This is a genomic window from Arthrobacter glacialis, from assembly GCF_002909415.1.
Classification (GTDB): Bacteria; Actinomycetota; Actinomycetes; order Actinomycetales; family Micrococcaceae; genus Specibacter; species Specibacter glacialis.
Map to the genome: position 1 here is coordinate 26452 of NZ_PPXB01000010.1, position 15459 is coordinate 41910.

General features: G+C 62.1%; 16 protein-coding genes. 11 read left to right on the forward strand and 5 right to left on the reverse strand.

Annotated elements, in window-relative coordinates; translation table 11 throughout:
• The first annotated feature begins 48 nt into the window (after window positions 1-48).
• On the forward strand, window positions 49-1056 hold the full coding sequence (locus tag CVS28_RS12825) for a homoserine dehydrogenase (protein ID WP_103481771.1): 1008 nt from the start codon (window positions 49-51) through the stop codon (window positions 1054-1056).
• Window positions 1057-1065: 9 nt separating this feature from the next.
• On the opposite strand, the gene CVS28_RS12830 is transcribed toward CVS28_RS12825, so the two are convergent.
• The gene (locus CVS28_RS12830) at window positions 1066-1770 is read right to left on the reverse strand and encodes a 4'-phosphopantetheinyl transferase family protein (RefSeq protein WP_103481772.1); all 705 of its coding nucleotides are present in this window, start codon (window positions 1768-1770) and stop codon (window positions 1066-1068) included.
• Between the two features lie 55 nt (window positions 1771-1825).
• Between CVS28_RS12830 and ppk2 the strand changes: the two genes are divergently transcribed.
• From ppk2 to CVS28_RS12855, 5 genes are all read left to right on the forward strand, one after another.
• Window positions 1826-2710, forward strand: a complete 885-nt coding sequence (gene ppk2, locus CVS28_RS12835) for a polyphosphate kinase 2 (RefSeq protein WP_103481773.1) — start codon at window positions 1826-1828, stop codon at window positions 2708-2710.
• Window positions 2711-2742: 32 nt separating this feature from the next.
• A complete protein-coding gene (locus tag CVS28_RS12840) occupies window positions 2743-3363 on the forward strand; it encodes an MBL fold metallo-hydrolase (protein WP_103481774.1) in 621 nt (206 codons plus the stop codon).
• Between the two features lie 220 nt (window positions 3364-3583).
• Complete coding sequence (locus CVS28_RS12845) at window positions 3584-4381, forward strand: hypothetical protein (RefSeq protein WP_243399877.1); 798 nt, start codon at window positions 3584-3586, stop codon at window positions 4379-4381.
• 16 nt (window positions 4382-4397) lie between these two features.
• Complete coding sequence (locus CVS28_RS19440) at window positions 4398-5120, forward strand: class F sortase (protein WP_133159131.1); 723 nt, start codon at window positions 4398-4400, stop codon at window positions 5118-5120.
• A gap of 47 nt (window positions 5121-5167) precedes the next feature.
• On the forward strand, window positions 5168-6013 hold the full coding sequence (locus CVS28_RS12855) for a cupredoxin domain-containing protein (protein ID WP_103481775.1): 846 nt from the start codon (window positions 5168-5170) through the stop codon (window positions 6011-6013).
• Between the two features lie 112 nt (window positions 6014-6125).
• On the opposite strand, the gene pheT is transcribed toward CVS28_RS12855, so the two are convergent.
• On the reverse strand, window positions 6126-8669 hold the full coding sequence (gene pheT, locus CVS28_RS12860) for a phenylalanine--tRNA ligase subunit beta (RefSeq protein WP_103481776.1): 2544 nt from the start codon (window positions 8667-8669) through the stop codon (window positions 6126-6128).
• A 3-nt stretch (window positions 8670-8672) separates the two neighbouring features.
• The gene (gene pheS / locus CVS28_RS12865; RefSeq protein WP_243399889.1) at window positions 8673-9758 is read right to left on the reverse strand and encodes a phenylalanine--tRNA ligase subunit alpha; all 1086 of its coding nucleotides are present in this window, start codon (window positions 9756-9758) and stop codon (window positions 8673-8675) included.
• A 193-nt stretch (window positions 9759-9951) separates the two neighbouring features.
• On the opposite strand from pheS, the gene CVS28_RS12870 reads away from it, so the two are divergent.
• From CVS28_RS12870 to CVS28_RS12885, 4 genes are read left to right on the forward strand one after another with little or no spacing between them, the layout of a single operon-like run.
• Window positions 9952-10605 (forward strand): hypothetical protein, encoded by a 654-nt coding sequence (locus CVS28_RS12870; RefSeq protein ID WP_133159132.1) that lies wholly within the window; start codon window positions 9952-9954, stop codon window positions 10603-10605.
• Window positions 10602-11147: a hypothetical protein gene (locus CVS28_RS12875; RefSeq protein ID WP_133159133.1), complete on the forward strand. Its 546-nt coding sequence runs from the start codon at window positions 10602-10604 to the stop codon at window positions 11145-11147. The genes CVS28_RS12870 and CVS28_RS12875 overlap by 4 nt, the downstream gene beginning before the upstream one ends.
• Window positions 11148-11179: 32 nt before the next feature.
• A complete protein-coding gene (locus CVS28_RS12880; RefSeq protein WP_243399878.1) occupies window positions 11180-11683 on the forward strand; it encodes a hypothetical protein in 504 nt (167 codons plus the stop codon).
• Window positions 11680-12318 (forward strand): SIMPL domain-containing protein, encoded by a 639-nt coding sequence (locus CVS28_RS12885; protein ID WP_103481779.1) that lies wholly within the window; start codon window positions 11680-11682, stop codon window positions 12316-12318. The genes CVS28_RS12880 and CVS28_RS12885 overlap by 4 nt, the downstream gene beginning before the upstream one ends.
• 90 nt (window positions 12319-12408) lie before the next feature.
• On the opposite strand, the gene CVS28_RS12890 is transcribed toward CVS28_RS12885, so the two are convergent.
• Window positions 12409-13908, reverse strand: coding sequence for a long-chain-fatty-acid--CoA ligase (locus tag CVS28_RS12890; RefSeq protein WP_103481780.1), 1500 nt, complete (start codon window positions 13906-13908; stop codon window positions 12409-12411).
• 186 nt (window positions 13909-14094) lie between these two features.
• Here CVS28_RS12890 and CVS28_RS12895 point away from each other — a divergent pair, with 186 nt between their 5' ends.
• Window positions 14095-15207 (forward strand): Rv2578c family radical SAM protein, encoded by a 1113-nt coding sequence (locus CVS28_RS12895; RefSeq protein WP_103466438.1) that lies wholly within the window; start codon window positions 14095-14097, stop codon window positions 15205-15207.
• Between the two features lie 39 nt (window positions 15208-15246).
• Here CVS28_RS12895 and CVS28_RS12900 read toward each other — a convergent pair whose 3' ends face one another.
• Window positions 15247-15438, reverse strand: coding sequence for a DUF5302 domain-containing protein (locus CVS28_RS12900; RefSeq protein WP_103466436.1), 192 nt, complete (start codon window positions 15436-15438; stop codon window positions 15247-15249).
• Window positions 15439-15459 lie beyond the last annotated feature (21 nt).

Genomic DNA, 15459 nt, shown 5'->3' on the forward strand with positions numbered 1-15459 from the left:
CCCGAAGCCACGCCTTCGACCTGCGGGAATCAGGCTACGGTGGTAGACATGCCTGCAACCAACGTTTTAGAACCCCCTTGCCCCGTACCGGTCGTGCTTTCCGGGTTTGGTCCTGTTGGCCAGGAATTCTTCAACAGGCTCCGCGCCAACCACCACCAGGATTTCTACGTTGCGGGCATCCGGGGACGCGCCGATGAAGTCATGTTGGGCCCGGATGCCAAGGTGCCGGAACGGGCTCAGTGGCATCCACTAACACCCATCGCAGAGTTTCTTCAACGAACTGGGGCTTTGATCCTGGTCCAGGCCATCCCGTCTTCCCTCGAAGCCCACCCGCGGGCACTCGAAGAGTCAATCACGGCACTTGGCCGAGGCGTGCACGTTGTGTCGGCAACGAAAAATCACCTCCTCACACACTGGCGGGAACTCGAAGCAGCGGCCCAAACTGGTGGCAGCCGCATCCGAATCTCCGGAGCCACGGGCGCCGCATTGCCGGCTGCTGATCTGGCTCGCATTGGTGTTAATGGCCTGAACGCTCGCGCGATCCGTGCCTGTCCGAACGGAACATCAACGTTTGTGCTGGATCGAATGGGACGGGGCGACAGCCTCGAGGATGCCGTCAAGGAGGCTCAACGACTCGGCATTGCCGAGTCGAATACGAGCGCCGACCTCAGCGGCTCCGACGCAGCCACCAAGACGCGATTGATCGCCGGCATGCTGTGGGGCTGGGACGTGGCCAAGATTCACGTTGACACAGAAACCATTGATGAGAACTCGGTCCGGGTCGCAGGAGCATCGGCCAGTTCGAGCCAACGACTTCGTGCGGTGGCCTCGGCATCAGTTGACCAGGCGATGAAGGTCACCGTGCGGTTGGAACTCGTCAGCTCCCAAGACCCCCTCTTTCACCTGACTGGTCCGGAAAAAGCCATGACTTTCTCCTGTCCTGAGGCCGGGGACATCACAGTACACGGTGGACGTTCCAGCCCGGCCGGAGCTGGCTTGGCCATGGTCAAAGACGTTCTCAACCTGCTCCCTACCCGGACTACTGGCTTCCACTGAGTTTTCCTTTCACGCTCTGGTACGCACTGCCACGGCGGCGGCGAATCCGTGTGGCAATCCCACTTCCGCAGACACAACATCCCGAACGTCCACCTCTGACCCCTGCACCCCCCCTGTCTTCCCTGGAAACGCGTTAATGAGGGTGGGGTCGGTGCGCAGGCCCAGACCGGAATACTTGGCCAGCGCTTCCTTACGCGCCCACGCCGCCGCCCGCCATGCGTTTCGCTCTTCGGGGGCGACCCGGCTGAGAAGTAACTTTTCGGCGGGGCTCAGCGCCACGTCGTCGAACCCGTCAAAGGCAAGCTGGGCGATGTTTTGCAGATCCACGCCGAGGGGCACCTCTGCCGCGCGCACCATGGCGGCCAAGGCCCACCCACGGCTGCGCGAAAAACTGATCGACAAGTCAGCAGTGACACCGTTCACCAAGTATCCCGGCCGGCCGTGCGAGCGCAGCGGATGGGGCCCGCAATCGGGGCAGCTGTAGGCGGAAACCAGGTTGTGCGGGGCGGCATCGAGCACTTCGGCAGCCATGAGGCGCAGTGCCGCGCGCCCGGCAATGAAATCACGCCGTGTTGGTGGATCCACGATGGTGGCGGCCCGGGCGTTTTCGGCGGGGTCCAGCTGCCCGGCCAGGCTCTGGTCCACGGCCGCCAGCTCGAAGGCACGCACCAGGACGTGTTTGTGTAAAAGCACCTCAACTCCGGCCTCGTTCACGTTGGCTCCACCTTCTGTTCATCTTCCGTATTTAATGTCTCGATAAGGTCGGGCCATGACTCGACCCGCCCCGGATTTCACCGGTTTTACCGTTATTGACAACGACGACGACGATCCTGTTCTGTTGTCCCCGGATGGATCCCCGGTGGACACCTGGCGCGACGGCTACCCCTACGATGCACGGCTGGAAAGGGATGTCTACGACATTGAAAAACGGCTGCTGCAAATTGAACTGCTGAAGCTGCAGCAATGGATCAAGGCTACCGGGCGGCGAGTGGTCATCTTATTCGAGGGTCGTGATGCAGCCGGCAAGGGCGGCACCATCAAGCGGTTCACCGAACACCTGAACCCGCGCGGCACCCGTGTGGTGGCCTTGGAAAAACCCAGCCAGCGCGAGTCGTCCCAATGGTACTTCCAGCGGTATGTGGCTCACCTGCCCAGCGCCGGGGAGATGGTTTTGTTTGACAGGTCCTGGTACAACCGGACAGGCGTTGAACGTGTCATGGGGTTTTGCACCAAGGAACAATATGACGAGTTCATCCGTCAGACCCCGTTGTTTGAACGCATGCTGGTCAATGACGGCGTGACCGTCATCAAGTTCTGGTTTTCCGTCACGCAGGCCGAACAACGGACCCGCTTCATCATCCGTCAGGTGGATCCCGTTCGGCAGTGGAAACTCTCCCCCATGGACCTGGCGTCTCTGGACAAGTGGGATGCTTACACCGCTGCCAAGGAACGCATGTTTAAGCGCACAGACACCCGTCACGCTCCGTGGACTGTGGTCAAGTCCAATGACAAGAAGAGGGCCCGGCTGGCTGCCATGCGCCATGTGCTGAGCATGTTTGACTACACGGGCAAGGACCATGAGCTGGTGGGCGTGCCCGATCCCCACATCGTGGGGCCTGCCTCGGCCGTGGTGGGCGAAGGCGAGGAATTTTAGGAGCTGTCCTTCGCAGGACATAGGATTCGAGCATGCAAAGACTTTCAAACGGAGCCTTTCAACTCAGCAAGTCCCGCGGAGCCAACGGCTATGTGGTTGCTGCCGGGGAACAGCTTGTCCTCATCGACCCAGGCATGGCTTCGGGCTCGGCCGGCGTGGTGAACGAGCTTCGGGAGGCTGGCCTGCTGACGGCTGTTCGACACGTGCTGCTCACACATTACGACCTGGACCATGCAGGAGCGGCAAAAGCTGTGGCCGCGGCGGCCGGGGCTACAGTTTGGATCAGCCGGCTCGATGCGCAGGTGCTGAGTGGCCAGTTGAAGCCACGCACGTTTTTTCGCCGACTGAGCACCGCGTTCGGAAAGCCACAGCTGCCGGAGTCCGTCTCCTACATTGGCGAGTCCGACGGCTTCCCCATGGGCATCACGGCCGTTGCGGCGCCGGGTCACACGGCCGGCCACTATGCATTTCACTGGGAAGACTCCCTGTTCATCGGCGACGCAGCCTTGGTGCGGCAAGACGGCTCCCTGAAACAATTTCCGGGCTTCATCATTACGGACAAGCCCACAGCGCTTCAAACGGCAGCCGCACTGGAGGCGATGGATGTTGGGTGGGTCTGCCCAGGTCACGGCAAGGTCACCCGAAAGCCTTAAGCAACTAACCCGCAGAAAACGCCGAAAACGACCGTGAAATCGCGTTTTTTCGGCTTTTTCTGCGGGTCAGTTTGGAGGGCGCGTGGGCCCGAGTGCGCCCTGGCGGGCCCATGGCCCGAAAAAAATGAGACTCTTTCCAATCCAAGAACCAACAGTGCTCCGAATCACATGGTGGACGAGCCCAACGATGGACCGTCCACCCTGTATCAGGAGGATTCTCATGCACAAGAAATCTGCATTACTGATCGCGCCCGTGCTCGCACTGGCAGCTTTGTCCATGTCCGCCGGGGCCGCCATGGCCCATGCGGAAGACACCACCACCTATGAAACCAGTCTGGGGGCCATCAACGGCAGCAACGCCACCGGCTCAGTGTGGATCTCCCTTCATGGAGACCAGGCCACCGTGACGCAGGAAGTCAGCGGACTGGCCGCCACCTTCGACGGTGCACCCTACCCGCACGTGCAGCATATCCACATTGACGCGGCAGGTGTTTGCCCGGCACCCGCCGCCGACACCAATGGTGACGGCGTCATCAGCACCACTGAGGGTGCGCCGTCGTACGGCAAGATCGGCACCACCCTTTCCACCAGCGGTGACACCAGCGACAAGGCCGGGCTGGATCTGGCTGTTGGTGGCATGGGGGCCAGCTACAAGTATGAGCGGACCTTCACCACGAACGCCGCAACCATTGCGTCGTTGAAGGCTGGCAAGGCCGTTGTTGTTGTCCACGGTTTGGATCCGGCCACATTGTCGGCAGCAGGCCAGGCAGCCAAGAGTGACCTGGTCCCGTCCTTGCCGTTGGCAGCCACATCGCCTGCCTTGTGCGGGACGTTGGCCGTGTCGCAAATGGCAGCCATGCCAGGCGGTGCCCCCGGAACAGGTGTGACCACGCAGCTGGAATCGAGCAACGCCTCAAGCGCTCCTGAGGTTGCCTGGTTTGCTGGCGGCGGCGCATTGGTGCTGGCAGCCGGTGCAGCTTTGGCCATGAACCGCAAAAAGACGATCGCTGTAAAGTAGCGGCGGCCGATTCCCCATGGTAAACACCAGCAGCCGTCGCGGGCGCCTCATGGCGTCCGCGACGGCGGCGGTGCTCCTGACATCCCTCACCGTTGGTGTTGCCGGATGCGGGCAGGCACCCGCCCCCAGTTCCCCCGGAACGACGCCGGCCGCCCAGTCCGCGGTCAACGCACCAACTGCGCCTGCCGCACCGACGCAAGCTCCGCCGTCGTCCATCCCCGCAGCCCAGGCCCCAACCCAGGCAGCCCCGCCGAAGATCCAAGGAGAGATACTGCAGGAATCGGCACCCGTGTCACTGTCCATCCCGGACATAGCTGTAACCACAAACTTGATGTCTTTGGACCGGGATGCCAAAGGCGAGGCCGAGGTTCCGCCTGAAACGGCCGGCTCCCCCGCCGGCTGGTACAAGCACTCCCCCACTCCCGGCGAACTGGGCCCCTCGGTCATTTTGGGGCATGTGAACACCACCACCATTGCCGAAGGAGTTTTTTACCGGCTCCATGAACTCACCCAGGGCGAAACATTTTCGGTCACCCGGGCCGATGGCAGCGTGGCAGTCTTCGCAGTTGACAGAAGCGAAGTGTTCAAAAAGGACGCGTTCCCCACACTGGCGGTCTACGGCAATACCCAACGAGCCGAAATTCGGCTCATCACCTGTGGCGGCTATGAGCCGAGCACAGGCGAGTTCACCGAAAACACCGTGGTGTACGGGCATCTCGTGTCCAGCCACGCCGGTTAGCCACTTCGGCAACACCGCAATGGAGTCCTGGAACTCTGGATTGGACCATGATGAACAAGAAATTCAGTCTCGCCGGAGTCTTGGCGGTGGCCGCTGCACTCACCCTGTCAGGGTGTAGTGCGGGGGCCAACTCCGCCTCGCCCGGACAGGAACCTTCCGCACCTTCGACGGCCACGTCCTCGGGCATGGCCGAGCCGGGAGCCTCGTCCATGGAGTCGATGATCCACATTCAAGACGGAAAATTCATCAACCCCAAGCCCCTAGCTGCGGGCGCCACGGTAACTGTCATGAATTTGGACACCGACGCCCAAACAGTTATCTCGGATGATTCCAGCAGCTTCAATGTCAAAGTTCCAGCAGGGGGCATGGCCACCTTTGCTGCTCCCAAGAAGTCAGGAAACTACCCATTCCATAGCGGTGATGGGGACATGCGAGGCGTTCTGACCGTGACGGCCGGTGCGCCGTCGGTGGCAGCAACCATGGTGTGCGCCGATGAAGCCAAACAAAATGTCATGGAGATACTGGGGCTCCCGGCCATTCCCACAACGACTGAAAATTGGGACGGCACCACTTATTCCTGCACTTACCCACTCGATGTTGGCAGTTTTGTCATGACCGTGACTGAATCCGCCAACGACGCCGACGCCGCAGCCCTGGCCAAGCAGCTGGCAGGATCCCTTGATGCCCCTCCTCTTGAGGGATTGGCCAATCTGGGCCTGCCGGGTTACCAAGCTAAGGACGGAAACGTGGTTTTCGCCAAGGACAATATGACGTTGCACGTTGACGCCACGGCGTTCCCTGCAACGGTGGGACCTCACAAGGTCACAGCCAGCAGCTTCGCCTATGAAATGGCCACCACTATTCTGGGGTGCTGGACAGCGCACCACGGATAAATGATCTGCTCGTCCCACCCAGCGCATTAAGCAACTGACCCGCAGAAATCGACGAAAAAGCGCGTTTTTGACGCGATTTTCGTCGATTTCTGCGGGTCAGTTGCTGAGGGGACTAGCGCTGGGTGGCGCCGAACCGCTCTGCAGCCAATTCCACGGCAGCCGCACGGGCAGCCGAGGCTTCATCGGCTGTCAGTGTCCTGTCGGCTGCGCGGAACCGCAGGCCGAAGGCCAGGGACTTGCTGCCTTCGGGAATGCCTGCGCCCTGGTACTCATCAAACAAGGCAACGTCTTCCAGCAGTTCGCCGGCGCCTTCGCGCAGGGTTTCCAGCACAGCCTGTGCCGGAACCTCCACGGGAACCACCAAGGCAACGTCCTGCGTTGCGACGGGGAACGTGGAAATGTGCTTGGCCACAATGACGTCGGCCGCGGCCGCGAAGACCATCTCGGCGTTAATTTCCATGGCCACGGAACGGGCAGGCATGTTCAGCTCGGCCAGCAGCTTCGGGTGAAGCTCGCCGGCATAACCCACCACGTCGCCATTGCGCAGGCTCAAAACAGCCGCACGACCCGGGTGGAACGCCTGGTGTGATCCTTGGGAAACCACAAGCTCCACACCAACGACGTCGGCCACCAGGCGGGCAGCATCAAGTGCGTCCGCCCAGTCCCAGTGCCGCGGAGTGTGGCCGGGAGCTGCCGGGGAGTCCTTGCCGGTGAAGATGGCGGCCATGGTCAACGGCTGGTACGGAATTCCGTCGTAGAGGGCATCCAGGACGTCCTCGGAGGGCCTGACGCCCAGCGGTGGGATGGACGGGGTGCCGAAGGTCTTGCCAGGCAGGAATACCAAGCCAGACTCGAACAAGGCCACGTCGTGGAAACCGCGTGAGTGGTTGCGCTTGGCAATCTCAATCAAGCCCGGCAGGATCGAGGTCCGCAGGAAGCCGAACTCCTCGCTCAACGGGTTTGCCAGCTTCACGGCCGCGCGAACAGCACCCGCTTCAGCCACACCGAAGGTGTCGTTGGACGTCTTCGACACAAACGGGTATGCCAGAATCTCTGTCAGGCCGGAGTCCGCCAAGGCCTGGACCACGCGGCGGCGCTGCTGCTGCGTGCGTGAGTAGCCACGTCCGGGAGGTGCCGTGGGCAGGGTTGCCGGGATCAGGTCATAGCCCACCAGGCGGGCCACTTCCTCGGTCAGGTCCTCTTTGGTGACCAGGTCGTAGCGCCACGTGGGGGCAGTGACGGCGTAGCCGCCGTCGACCTTCTCCACATCGGCGCCCAAGTCGCTCAGCGAGCCGATGATCTGGGCCTGGCTGAAGTCGATGCCGATGCGGGCCGAGGTGAATCCGGACGGCAGGAACACCGGCGCCGGGGCCGCGAAGGTGGCCACATCGGTGGAAGTGGTCTCCTCCGTGCCGCCAGCCAATTCAACCAGCAGGTTCACTGCACGCTGGGCTGCCACGTCGGCAACGGCCACGTCAACGCCGCGTTCAAAACGCTTGGATGCCTCGGAGGGCAGCTTGTGGCGGCGGCGCGAGCGGGCAATGGAGACTTCCTCGAAGTGCGCAGCCTCAATCAGCACGGTGCTGGTTCCGGAGGAGACCTCGGTGGAGGCTCCGCCCATGACGCCGGCAATGCCGATAGGACCGGATGCATCCGTGATGAGCAGGTCCTCGGCGTCGAGCTTGCGGACCTTGCCGTCAAGGGTCTCCAGCGTTTCGCCGGCTGCTGCGCGGCGCACTACAATCTGGCCGGCAACCTTTTCGGCGTCGTAGAAGTGCAGCGGCTGCCCCAGTTCCAGCATGACGTAGTTGGAAATGTCCACGGGCAGCGAGATGGAGCGGATCCCTGCCAGGCGCAGGCGCGACGACATCCACGGCGGGGTGGGCGCAGCGGCGTTGATGCCGCGCACGGTGCGCGCTACAAAACGATCGCAGCCGGGCTTGCCGTAGATGGGTGCAGCGTCGTCAATGGCAACGGCCTGGCCGGCGCCTGTGGAGGCGGTGACCGAAACCAGTGAGGCGGGGTCGGTGAAGACGCTGTCCGTGGCGTGCGCGTATTCGCGGGCAACGCCGCGGATGCTGAACGCGTAGCCGCGGTCCGGTGTCACATTGATCTCGGCGGCCTCATCATCAAGACCCAGCAGTGCCAGCGCGTCGGTGCCCAGTTCCGGGTCGAGGCCCAGGGTGGACAGCACCAGGATGCCGTCATGGTCATCGCCAATGCCCAGCTCGCGCACGGAGGCGATCATGCCGGCGGAGACGTGGCCGTAGGTGTTCCGCGGGGTGATGCGGAAATCTCCGGGCAGCACGGCGCCGGGCAGGGTGACAACAACTTTGTCCCCCACCACGAAGTTGTGGGCGCCGCAGACAATGCCCTGCACACCCGAAGGGTCGATGCCGTCAATGTCCAGGGTCTGTGCGGCACCTTCGGGAACCACACGTACTGTGCACCAGTTGATGGTCTTGCCGTTGGACTGCGGTTCCTTCTCAAGGGTCAAAACCTGGCCAACCACAATGGGGCCGCTGATTTGATCCAGGGGACGGTGCACGTCTTCTTCTTCGAAACCAACCTTGACCAGGTCAGTCATTACATCTTCGGCAGTTGCTCCTGCCGGTACCTGCGCATACTCGCGCAGCCAAGTCAGTGGAATACGCACCGCTTAGATCTCCATCCCAAAGTGTTCGCTGAAACGTACATCGCCCTCGATCATGTCGTGCATATCCCCAACTTCGTTGCGGAACATGAGAGTGCGTTCAATGCCCATGCCAAACGCGAAGCCTGAGTACTCATCCGGGTCAATTCCGGCAGCACGCAGCACGTTCGGGTTGACCATGCCGCAGCCGCCCCATTCGATCCAGCGCGGGCCGCCCTTGGCACCGGGGTGCCAAATGTCCAGTTCCGCCGACGGTTCGGTGAAGGGGAAGAAGTTCGGGCGCAGACGGATGCTGGCTTCCTCGCCAAACATTTGGCGGGCAAAGTGCTCCAGCGTCCCGCGCAGATCCGCCATGGACAGCTTCTTGTCGATGGCCAGGCCCTCGAACTGATGGAATACGGGGGTGTGCGTGGCATCGAGCTCGTCGGTGCGGAACACCTTGCCGGGGCACAGCACGTACACGGGAAGTTCGCGTTCCAACAGGGACCGCACCTGCACGGGTGAGGTGTGGGTGCGCAGCAGCAGGTGGGCCTCGGGCGGCTCCACAAAGAAGGTGTCCTGCATTTCGCGCGCCGGGTGGTCCGGCTTGAAGTTCAGGGCGTCAAAGTTAAACCACTCGGACTCCAACTCGGGGCCTTCGGCGATCTCCCAGCCCATGCCCACGAAGATGTCGCAGACGCGGTCTTGAAGCGTGGACAGCGGGTGGCGGGCACCTGCCTGGCGGCGGCGCGGGGCTGCTGTGACATCCACAGTTTCCTCGACCAGGATTCGGGCAGCGTCCTCAGCCTCAAGCACCTCGGTGCGGGCGGCGAGGGCCTTGGCGACACGGCCGCGCGAGGCGCCCATAATCTTGCCGGCAGCAGCTTTAAACTCCTTGGCAAGGCCGCCGATGACGCGGTTTGCCAGGCTCAGCGGTGATTTCTCCCCTGAGTGCGCCAGGCGGGCAGCTTTAAGCTCATCCAGCGTGGTGGCAGCGGCAATGGCTGCGAGCGCGTTCTGAACGGCAACGCCAATGGCGGCTTCGTCCAGCGGGTCCGGGACCGTGGTGGGTTCGGTGGTTGATTCGGGCATTTCGGCCGTCTTCTGGGGCATCTCTGACATCTACAGTTTTTACCTAAGCTCGTGTGCGAGTAAGCGGCGGGGTAGCTCCTCCCGCCGCAACCAGTCTAGTTGACTGCGCCCGCGTGTTGAATTCGGCGCGGGCCGCGCACCTGTTGCTCAATTGGCCCCGACTCTTTAGCGTTCCGAGACCCAAAGCCGCGCCCCGCTTGTTACGCTTTCGCTCATGCAGTTCCGCCTTGCCTTCTCCCCTGGACGCACGAGGCCGGTCACTCCCCGGTCGCTGCGCCCTCCCCTTGCTCTGGTCTTGTGTTCGCTGGTCTTGTGTGCCCTGTTGCTGGGTGGCTGCAACCCCATGCCGGCGGACGTCACCCACTACACCCCGGCCCCTGCAACGGTTGTGGATGCGGTGGACTGCGAGCGCTCCGTGAGCAAGGTCCCCTATGGCCCCGGCTCCTCTTCCCCACCCCTAACGGGCTCCCCCAGCACGGCTGCGGTGCTTGCGGGCAGCGTGCCTGCAGGTTTTGTGCCGGTAAAGCTTGTGGAGTGCTTTCCCCCTGACCCTGCCTTGGATGCGCAGGGCCAAGTGACTGGGTGGACCGTGAAGCAGTTGTGGTTTACGGGTGATTTCGCGGCGGTGTTGGCGGCCCTGGCAGTACCCAGCGACAGCCAGGCAGGAATTGCCTGTTTGGCCATAGGGGAAATCCTGCCGTCAATCTGGTTGGTCAACGCCGAAGGTCAGGCCGCCAATGTGGTGTGGCCGTTGGATGTTTGCGGTATGTCCAAACCCGAGCTGCGCGAGGCGTTGCGGGGACTCACCCTCAGCGACACCAAAATATTGGCGGCGGACTCCGGACCGGCACCAGAGCGTGGCCCGTGAGCCTGGGCAGGACTGCACCCAGCCCTAGGACCCTCATCCGCGCATGGATGGTTGCCGCAGTGTTGGCGGCATCGTTGTTCCTCGCTGCCTGCAGTGGCACCTCCCACTACCAACCGGACCCGGCAGCCCTGCAGGACTTCCACGGTTGTTCCGCGACGGCACCATTCCCTGCTGACGAGGGCGGACAAGCACAAGTTCCTGACAAGCATGGCAGCGTGCCCGAGGGACTCCATCCCTATCGTGCGGTTCAATGCACGTGGGATCCCGTCCACAACGTGATCCGCGAAGACCACCTCGACGGTGACATCACCGATTTGTTGGCGGCACTTGCCGAGCCCAGTGAACGCGGCGAAGAAGGGGTCTGCAACCTCCGCCTTGAGATGACGCCAGAGTTGTGGCTTGTCAACACTGTTGGGGAAGCTGCGAATGTCCAATGGCCCACTGATCACTGCGGCAAGGCCAAGCCCGGCGTCTCTGCGGCATTGGACGCCCTGTCAATCATGCAGACAGCCGAAACCCCGGTGGTTAGGCTTGCCCCATGAAGAATAAGTGCACGCCACAAGGATCCCACCGCATGAGGGCACCACTGCGGCTGCGGGCGCTGGCAAACGCCGTGAACCTGTCCACCGCTACGGGGTTGCTACTGGCAGGACTGAGCCGCACACCCCTGGAGCCGGGCCCGGACGGGCTGATACTGGGCACCCACTACAGACCCAAACTACCCAAGGCCGGCGCCTTTACCGTGGGCAACGTCATTTTCTACCGCGCGGACCGGGCCTTCATAAATTCCAGGCCCGACTTGCTGGCCCACGAATCCGGCCACGCCACCCAGTACGCCTGGTGCATGGGTCTGCCGTTCCTGCCCCTCTACGCCGTCTGCGCCGCCTTCTCGCTGTGGCGGACCGGGGATCCCGGCAGCAGAAATTTCTTTGAGCGCAACGCCGGGCTGGAACTCGGCGGTTACCGCGAACTGCCCACCATTGCCCGGCTGCCGGCGCTGCGGAACTATTTGCAACGCTTTACGTTATTCAAATCACCACTCCCCAACAACCCCGCCAAGGACAGGAACCACTCATGACCGAGTCCCTCAACTCCATCACCGTCACCGGCCAAGGCACAGTGCAAACCGCGCCGGACTTTTTCAACATCAACATCGGCATTGAAGCGCAGCAGTCCACAGTGCGGGAAGCCTACGCGAAGGCAAGCGAAGCCCTCAACGCAGTCAACGCCAAGCTGCTGTCGCTGGGAGTGGCCCGGGAGGTCATCAACTCTTCATCGCTGGATGTCCGGGTGGACACGCGCTGGCAGGAGGGCACCGGCTCGGTGGTGACCGGCTACACGGTTTCCAGCACGTTGAGCGTCGCCTTGCGCTACGACCAGGGCGCCCAGGACATCATCGCGGCCGTAGTGGATACAGGCAACAACAGCGTTCGCCTCAATGGCCTCACGCCCGTCTTGGCAAACCCCTCAGCGGCGCAGGACGCCGCCCGGGCCATTGCCTGGGCCGATGCCTTGCGGGCGGCAGAGCTTTACGCCGTGCTGGCCGGGCGGACCCTGGGCCCTGTCAGCTCCGTGTGTGAAGGAGCCATACACGACGGCGCACCCAGACCCATGCTGGCCCGCGCGGCCATGAGCACGGACAGTTCCATGGCCATTGAACCGGGCCAGAGCAATGTTTCCATGGCTGTGCAGGTGACCTGGCAGCTCGCCTAAGCACTCTTGGCCAGTCCCCTAGAGAAAAAGGATCCTGGCGCGGACCTAGGAAAGGGCTCGCGCCAGGTATCTTTTGGTGGCTAGCTGGCGCTAGGAAATGACGATCTCACGTTTGAGGATCTTTCCTGTGGGCCCCTTGGGCAGGGCATCCATGATGACCACCTTGCGCGGATACTTGTAGGCGGCCACTCGGGCCTTGACGAATTCCCTGATGTCGGCCGCGAGCGCCTCAAGGTCACCGGCACCTGCGGCGCCGTCCTTGAGCGAAACCGCAGCGTAAATCTCTTCGCCGTGAACGTCGTCGACCTTGCCCACCACTGCAGCCTCGGCCACGGCAGGGTGTTCGTAGAGGACTTCTTCCACTTCTCTGGGATACACGTTGTAGCCGCCGCGCAGGATCATGTCCTTTTTCCTGTCAACAATATAAAACACGCTGTCCTCATCCTTGCGGCCCAAGTCCCCCGTGAAGAACCACCCGTCCCTGATGGCTGCAGCCGTTGCCTCCGGATTCCGCCAATACCCTTTCATGACGTAGCCGCCGGAGGCCACGATCTCGCCCACAACCCCTGTTTCCACCTCATGACCGGCGTCGTCCACCACCTTCAACTGCGCACCGTCCACCACTGTGCCGATGGAGCCGGGCTTGCGAATCCCATCCACTTGGTTGAAGCAGATCACCGGCGAGGTCTCCGAGAGGCCATAGCCCTCCAGCAGCGTGGCGCTGAAGGTGTTTTCAAATTCGTGCAGGATTTCCATGGGAAGCGCTGAACCGCCTGAGGCCGCCACCCGCAGGCTGGAAACATCATAGTTCTCCCGCCCCGCCGTCCGCAGCAGGGCGATGTACATGGTGGGCACACCCTCAAAAATGGTCACCTTGTCGCGCTGGATGATTTCCAGGGCCTTTACCGGATCAAATTTGGGCAGGATGGTTACGGTTGCCCCCGCCATGACGGCAGCATTCAAGGCGCAGGTCTGGCCAAATACGTGGAAGAACGGCAGGCCGCCAAAGATCACGTCCTCGAACGTCATGCTGAACAGCTTTGTCGACAGTTCTGCATTGCTGCGCAGGTTCTCGTGCGTCAATTCCGCACCCTTGGGTTTGCCCGTGGTGCCGGAGGTGTAGAGGATAACGGCAGTGTCATCCTTGTCCGCGGGCGCTATCTCGGAGTTGGCCTCCGTTTGGGCCAGCAGCCCCATGAGTTCAGCGTTAATGGGGACGATCTGTGTGCCGGTGTTGGCCGCGGCTGTTTGAACCTCGCCCATGACGCCTTCCCAGACGAAGGCAAATGTGGCGCCAGAGTCGGTGAGATGGTATTCCACCTCACGGGATTTCAGCAGCGGGTTCAGGGGAACCACCACCGCCCCGTAGCGCAGGATTCCGTAATACAGCGGGGGCATTTGCGGCAGGTTCGGCGAGATGAGCGCCACCCTGTCCCCCGGCTTGACTCCCCGCGCGGCAAGCAGCCCGGCCACTTTGGCGCTGAGCACTTCCAGCGCGCCGAAGGAGATCTCAATATCGTCCAATTTGATGGCGACACCTGCTGGATTGCGCTGCGCTGAGGCACTCACAATGGTGGCGAGGTTGGTCATTCCGGCTCCTTCTCACTGAAGCTGGGCAGTGTTCTTGGTGAAGCTGCCCGGCTGGGGCATCGTCGCCCCACGATGACAGCCTAGCTCCATTCAAATGTGATGCACAGCACATAGCTACCGGCGGGTAACAAATCCCCTCGCGCCTGCGGCATTGCCGCAGATTAGAATATATGTTCTAATTGGGTCATGCGGTGGACAACTCAGCAACTCAACCAGCCACTTCCCCTGGGCGAAGCACCAAGCACACAGCCGCTCCTACCCTTGGCCGGCCTGGTCAAAAGCGTGCAGACGCCAGAGTTTGCTGGCATTACTTTTCACGAGGTGCTTTCAAAGTCTGCCCTCAATAAGGTCCCGCCCAGCTCTTCCATGCCTTTCGAATGGACAGTGAACCCCTATCGGGGCTGTTCGCATGCCTGCGTGTACTGCTTTGCGCGCAAGAGCCACACCTACCTGGATTTTGATTCCGGCGTGGATTTTGATTCGCAAGTGGTGGTCAAGATCAACGTGGCGCAGGTGCTGGGCAAGGAACTGGCCAAGGCCAGCTGGCAGCGGGACCATGTGGCACTGGGCACCAACACCGATCCCTACCAACGGGCTGAGGGCCGCTACAAGCTCATGCCCGGGATCATCAAGGCATTGGCTGATTCGGGGACACCCTTTTCCATTTTGACCAAGGGAACACTACTGGCCAGGGACATTGGCGTGCTGCGCGAGGCCGGCCAGCAGGTCAGCGTGGGCATGGGCATTTCCCTGGCACTGCTGGATGAGGACCTTGCCCACACTCTGGAGCCCGGGACCCCCTCCCCCAAAGCCAGGTTGGCGCTGATCAGCAAGCTGCGCGACGCCGGTTTGCCGTGCGGCGTCATGGCCATGCCCATCCTGCCCTGGCTCACCGACTCGGACGAGGCCCTGGATTCCCTCTTTGCGGCCTTGGCCCGAGCTGGTGCCACCGGTTTGAGCGCCGGCGCCTTGTATTTGCGCCCCGGCACCAGGGAATGGTTCATGCACTGGCTGGCCCGTGAACACCCCGCCCTGGTAGGCCGGTACCAACGATTGTATGGCTCTGGCGCCTATGCCTCCAAGGAGTACCGCCAGTGGTTGGCCGGCCGTGTGAATGAGGCCAAGGCCCGCCATGGTTTTGTCGCCCAGGGCTTCATTCATGATCCCCGGCAAGAAGAGGCCCAGTACCCGGCGGGCAGTCTGCCGGCGACCGGATTCAGGGGCGTTGGGTCCAACAAAAAAACGGGAGCCCCCGTGGGGACTCCCGCCTTTTCTGAACTGACCCCCACCTTGTTCTAAAACGCACCAGGTGCGTGGTGCAGGGGTGCAACTCTTGGCTTATCCGCTCTTGCGGCGGAATTCGCGTTTATGCGACGCAGATCCGTGGGATGCACTGATCTTGGAACCATTGGTAGCTTCGACACTGCCGTGCTGCTTGTTCTTTTTGTTTTCCAGGGCCTGGCGAAACTTTTCCTTTGTTTCGTCACTGGCACCGGCGGGCGATGGTTCGTGGTGGTTTTCACTCGTCATGGCACAACCTCCTTGAGATCT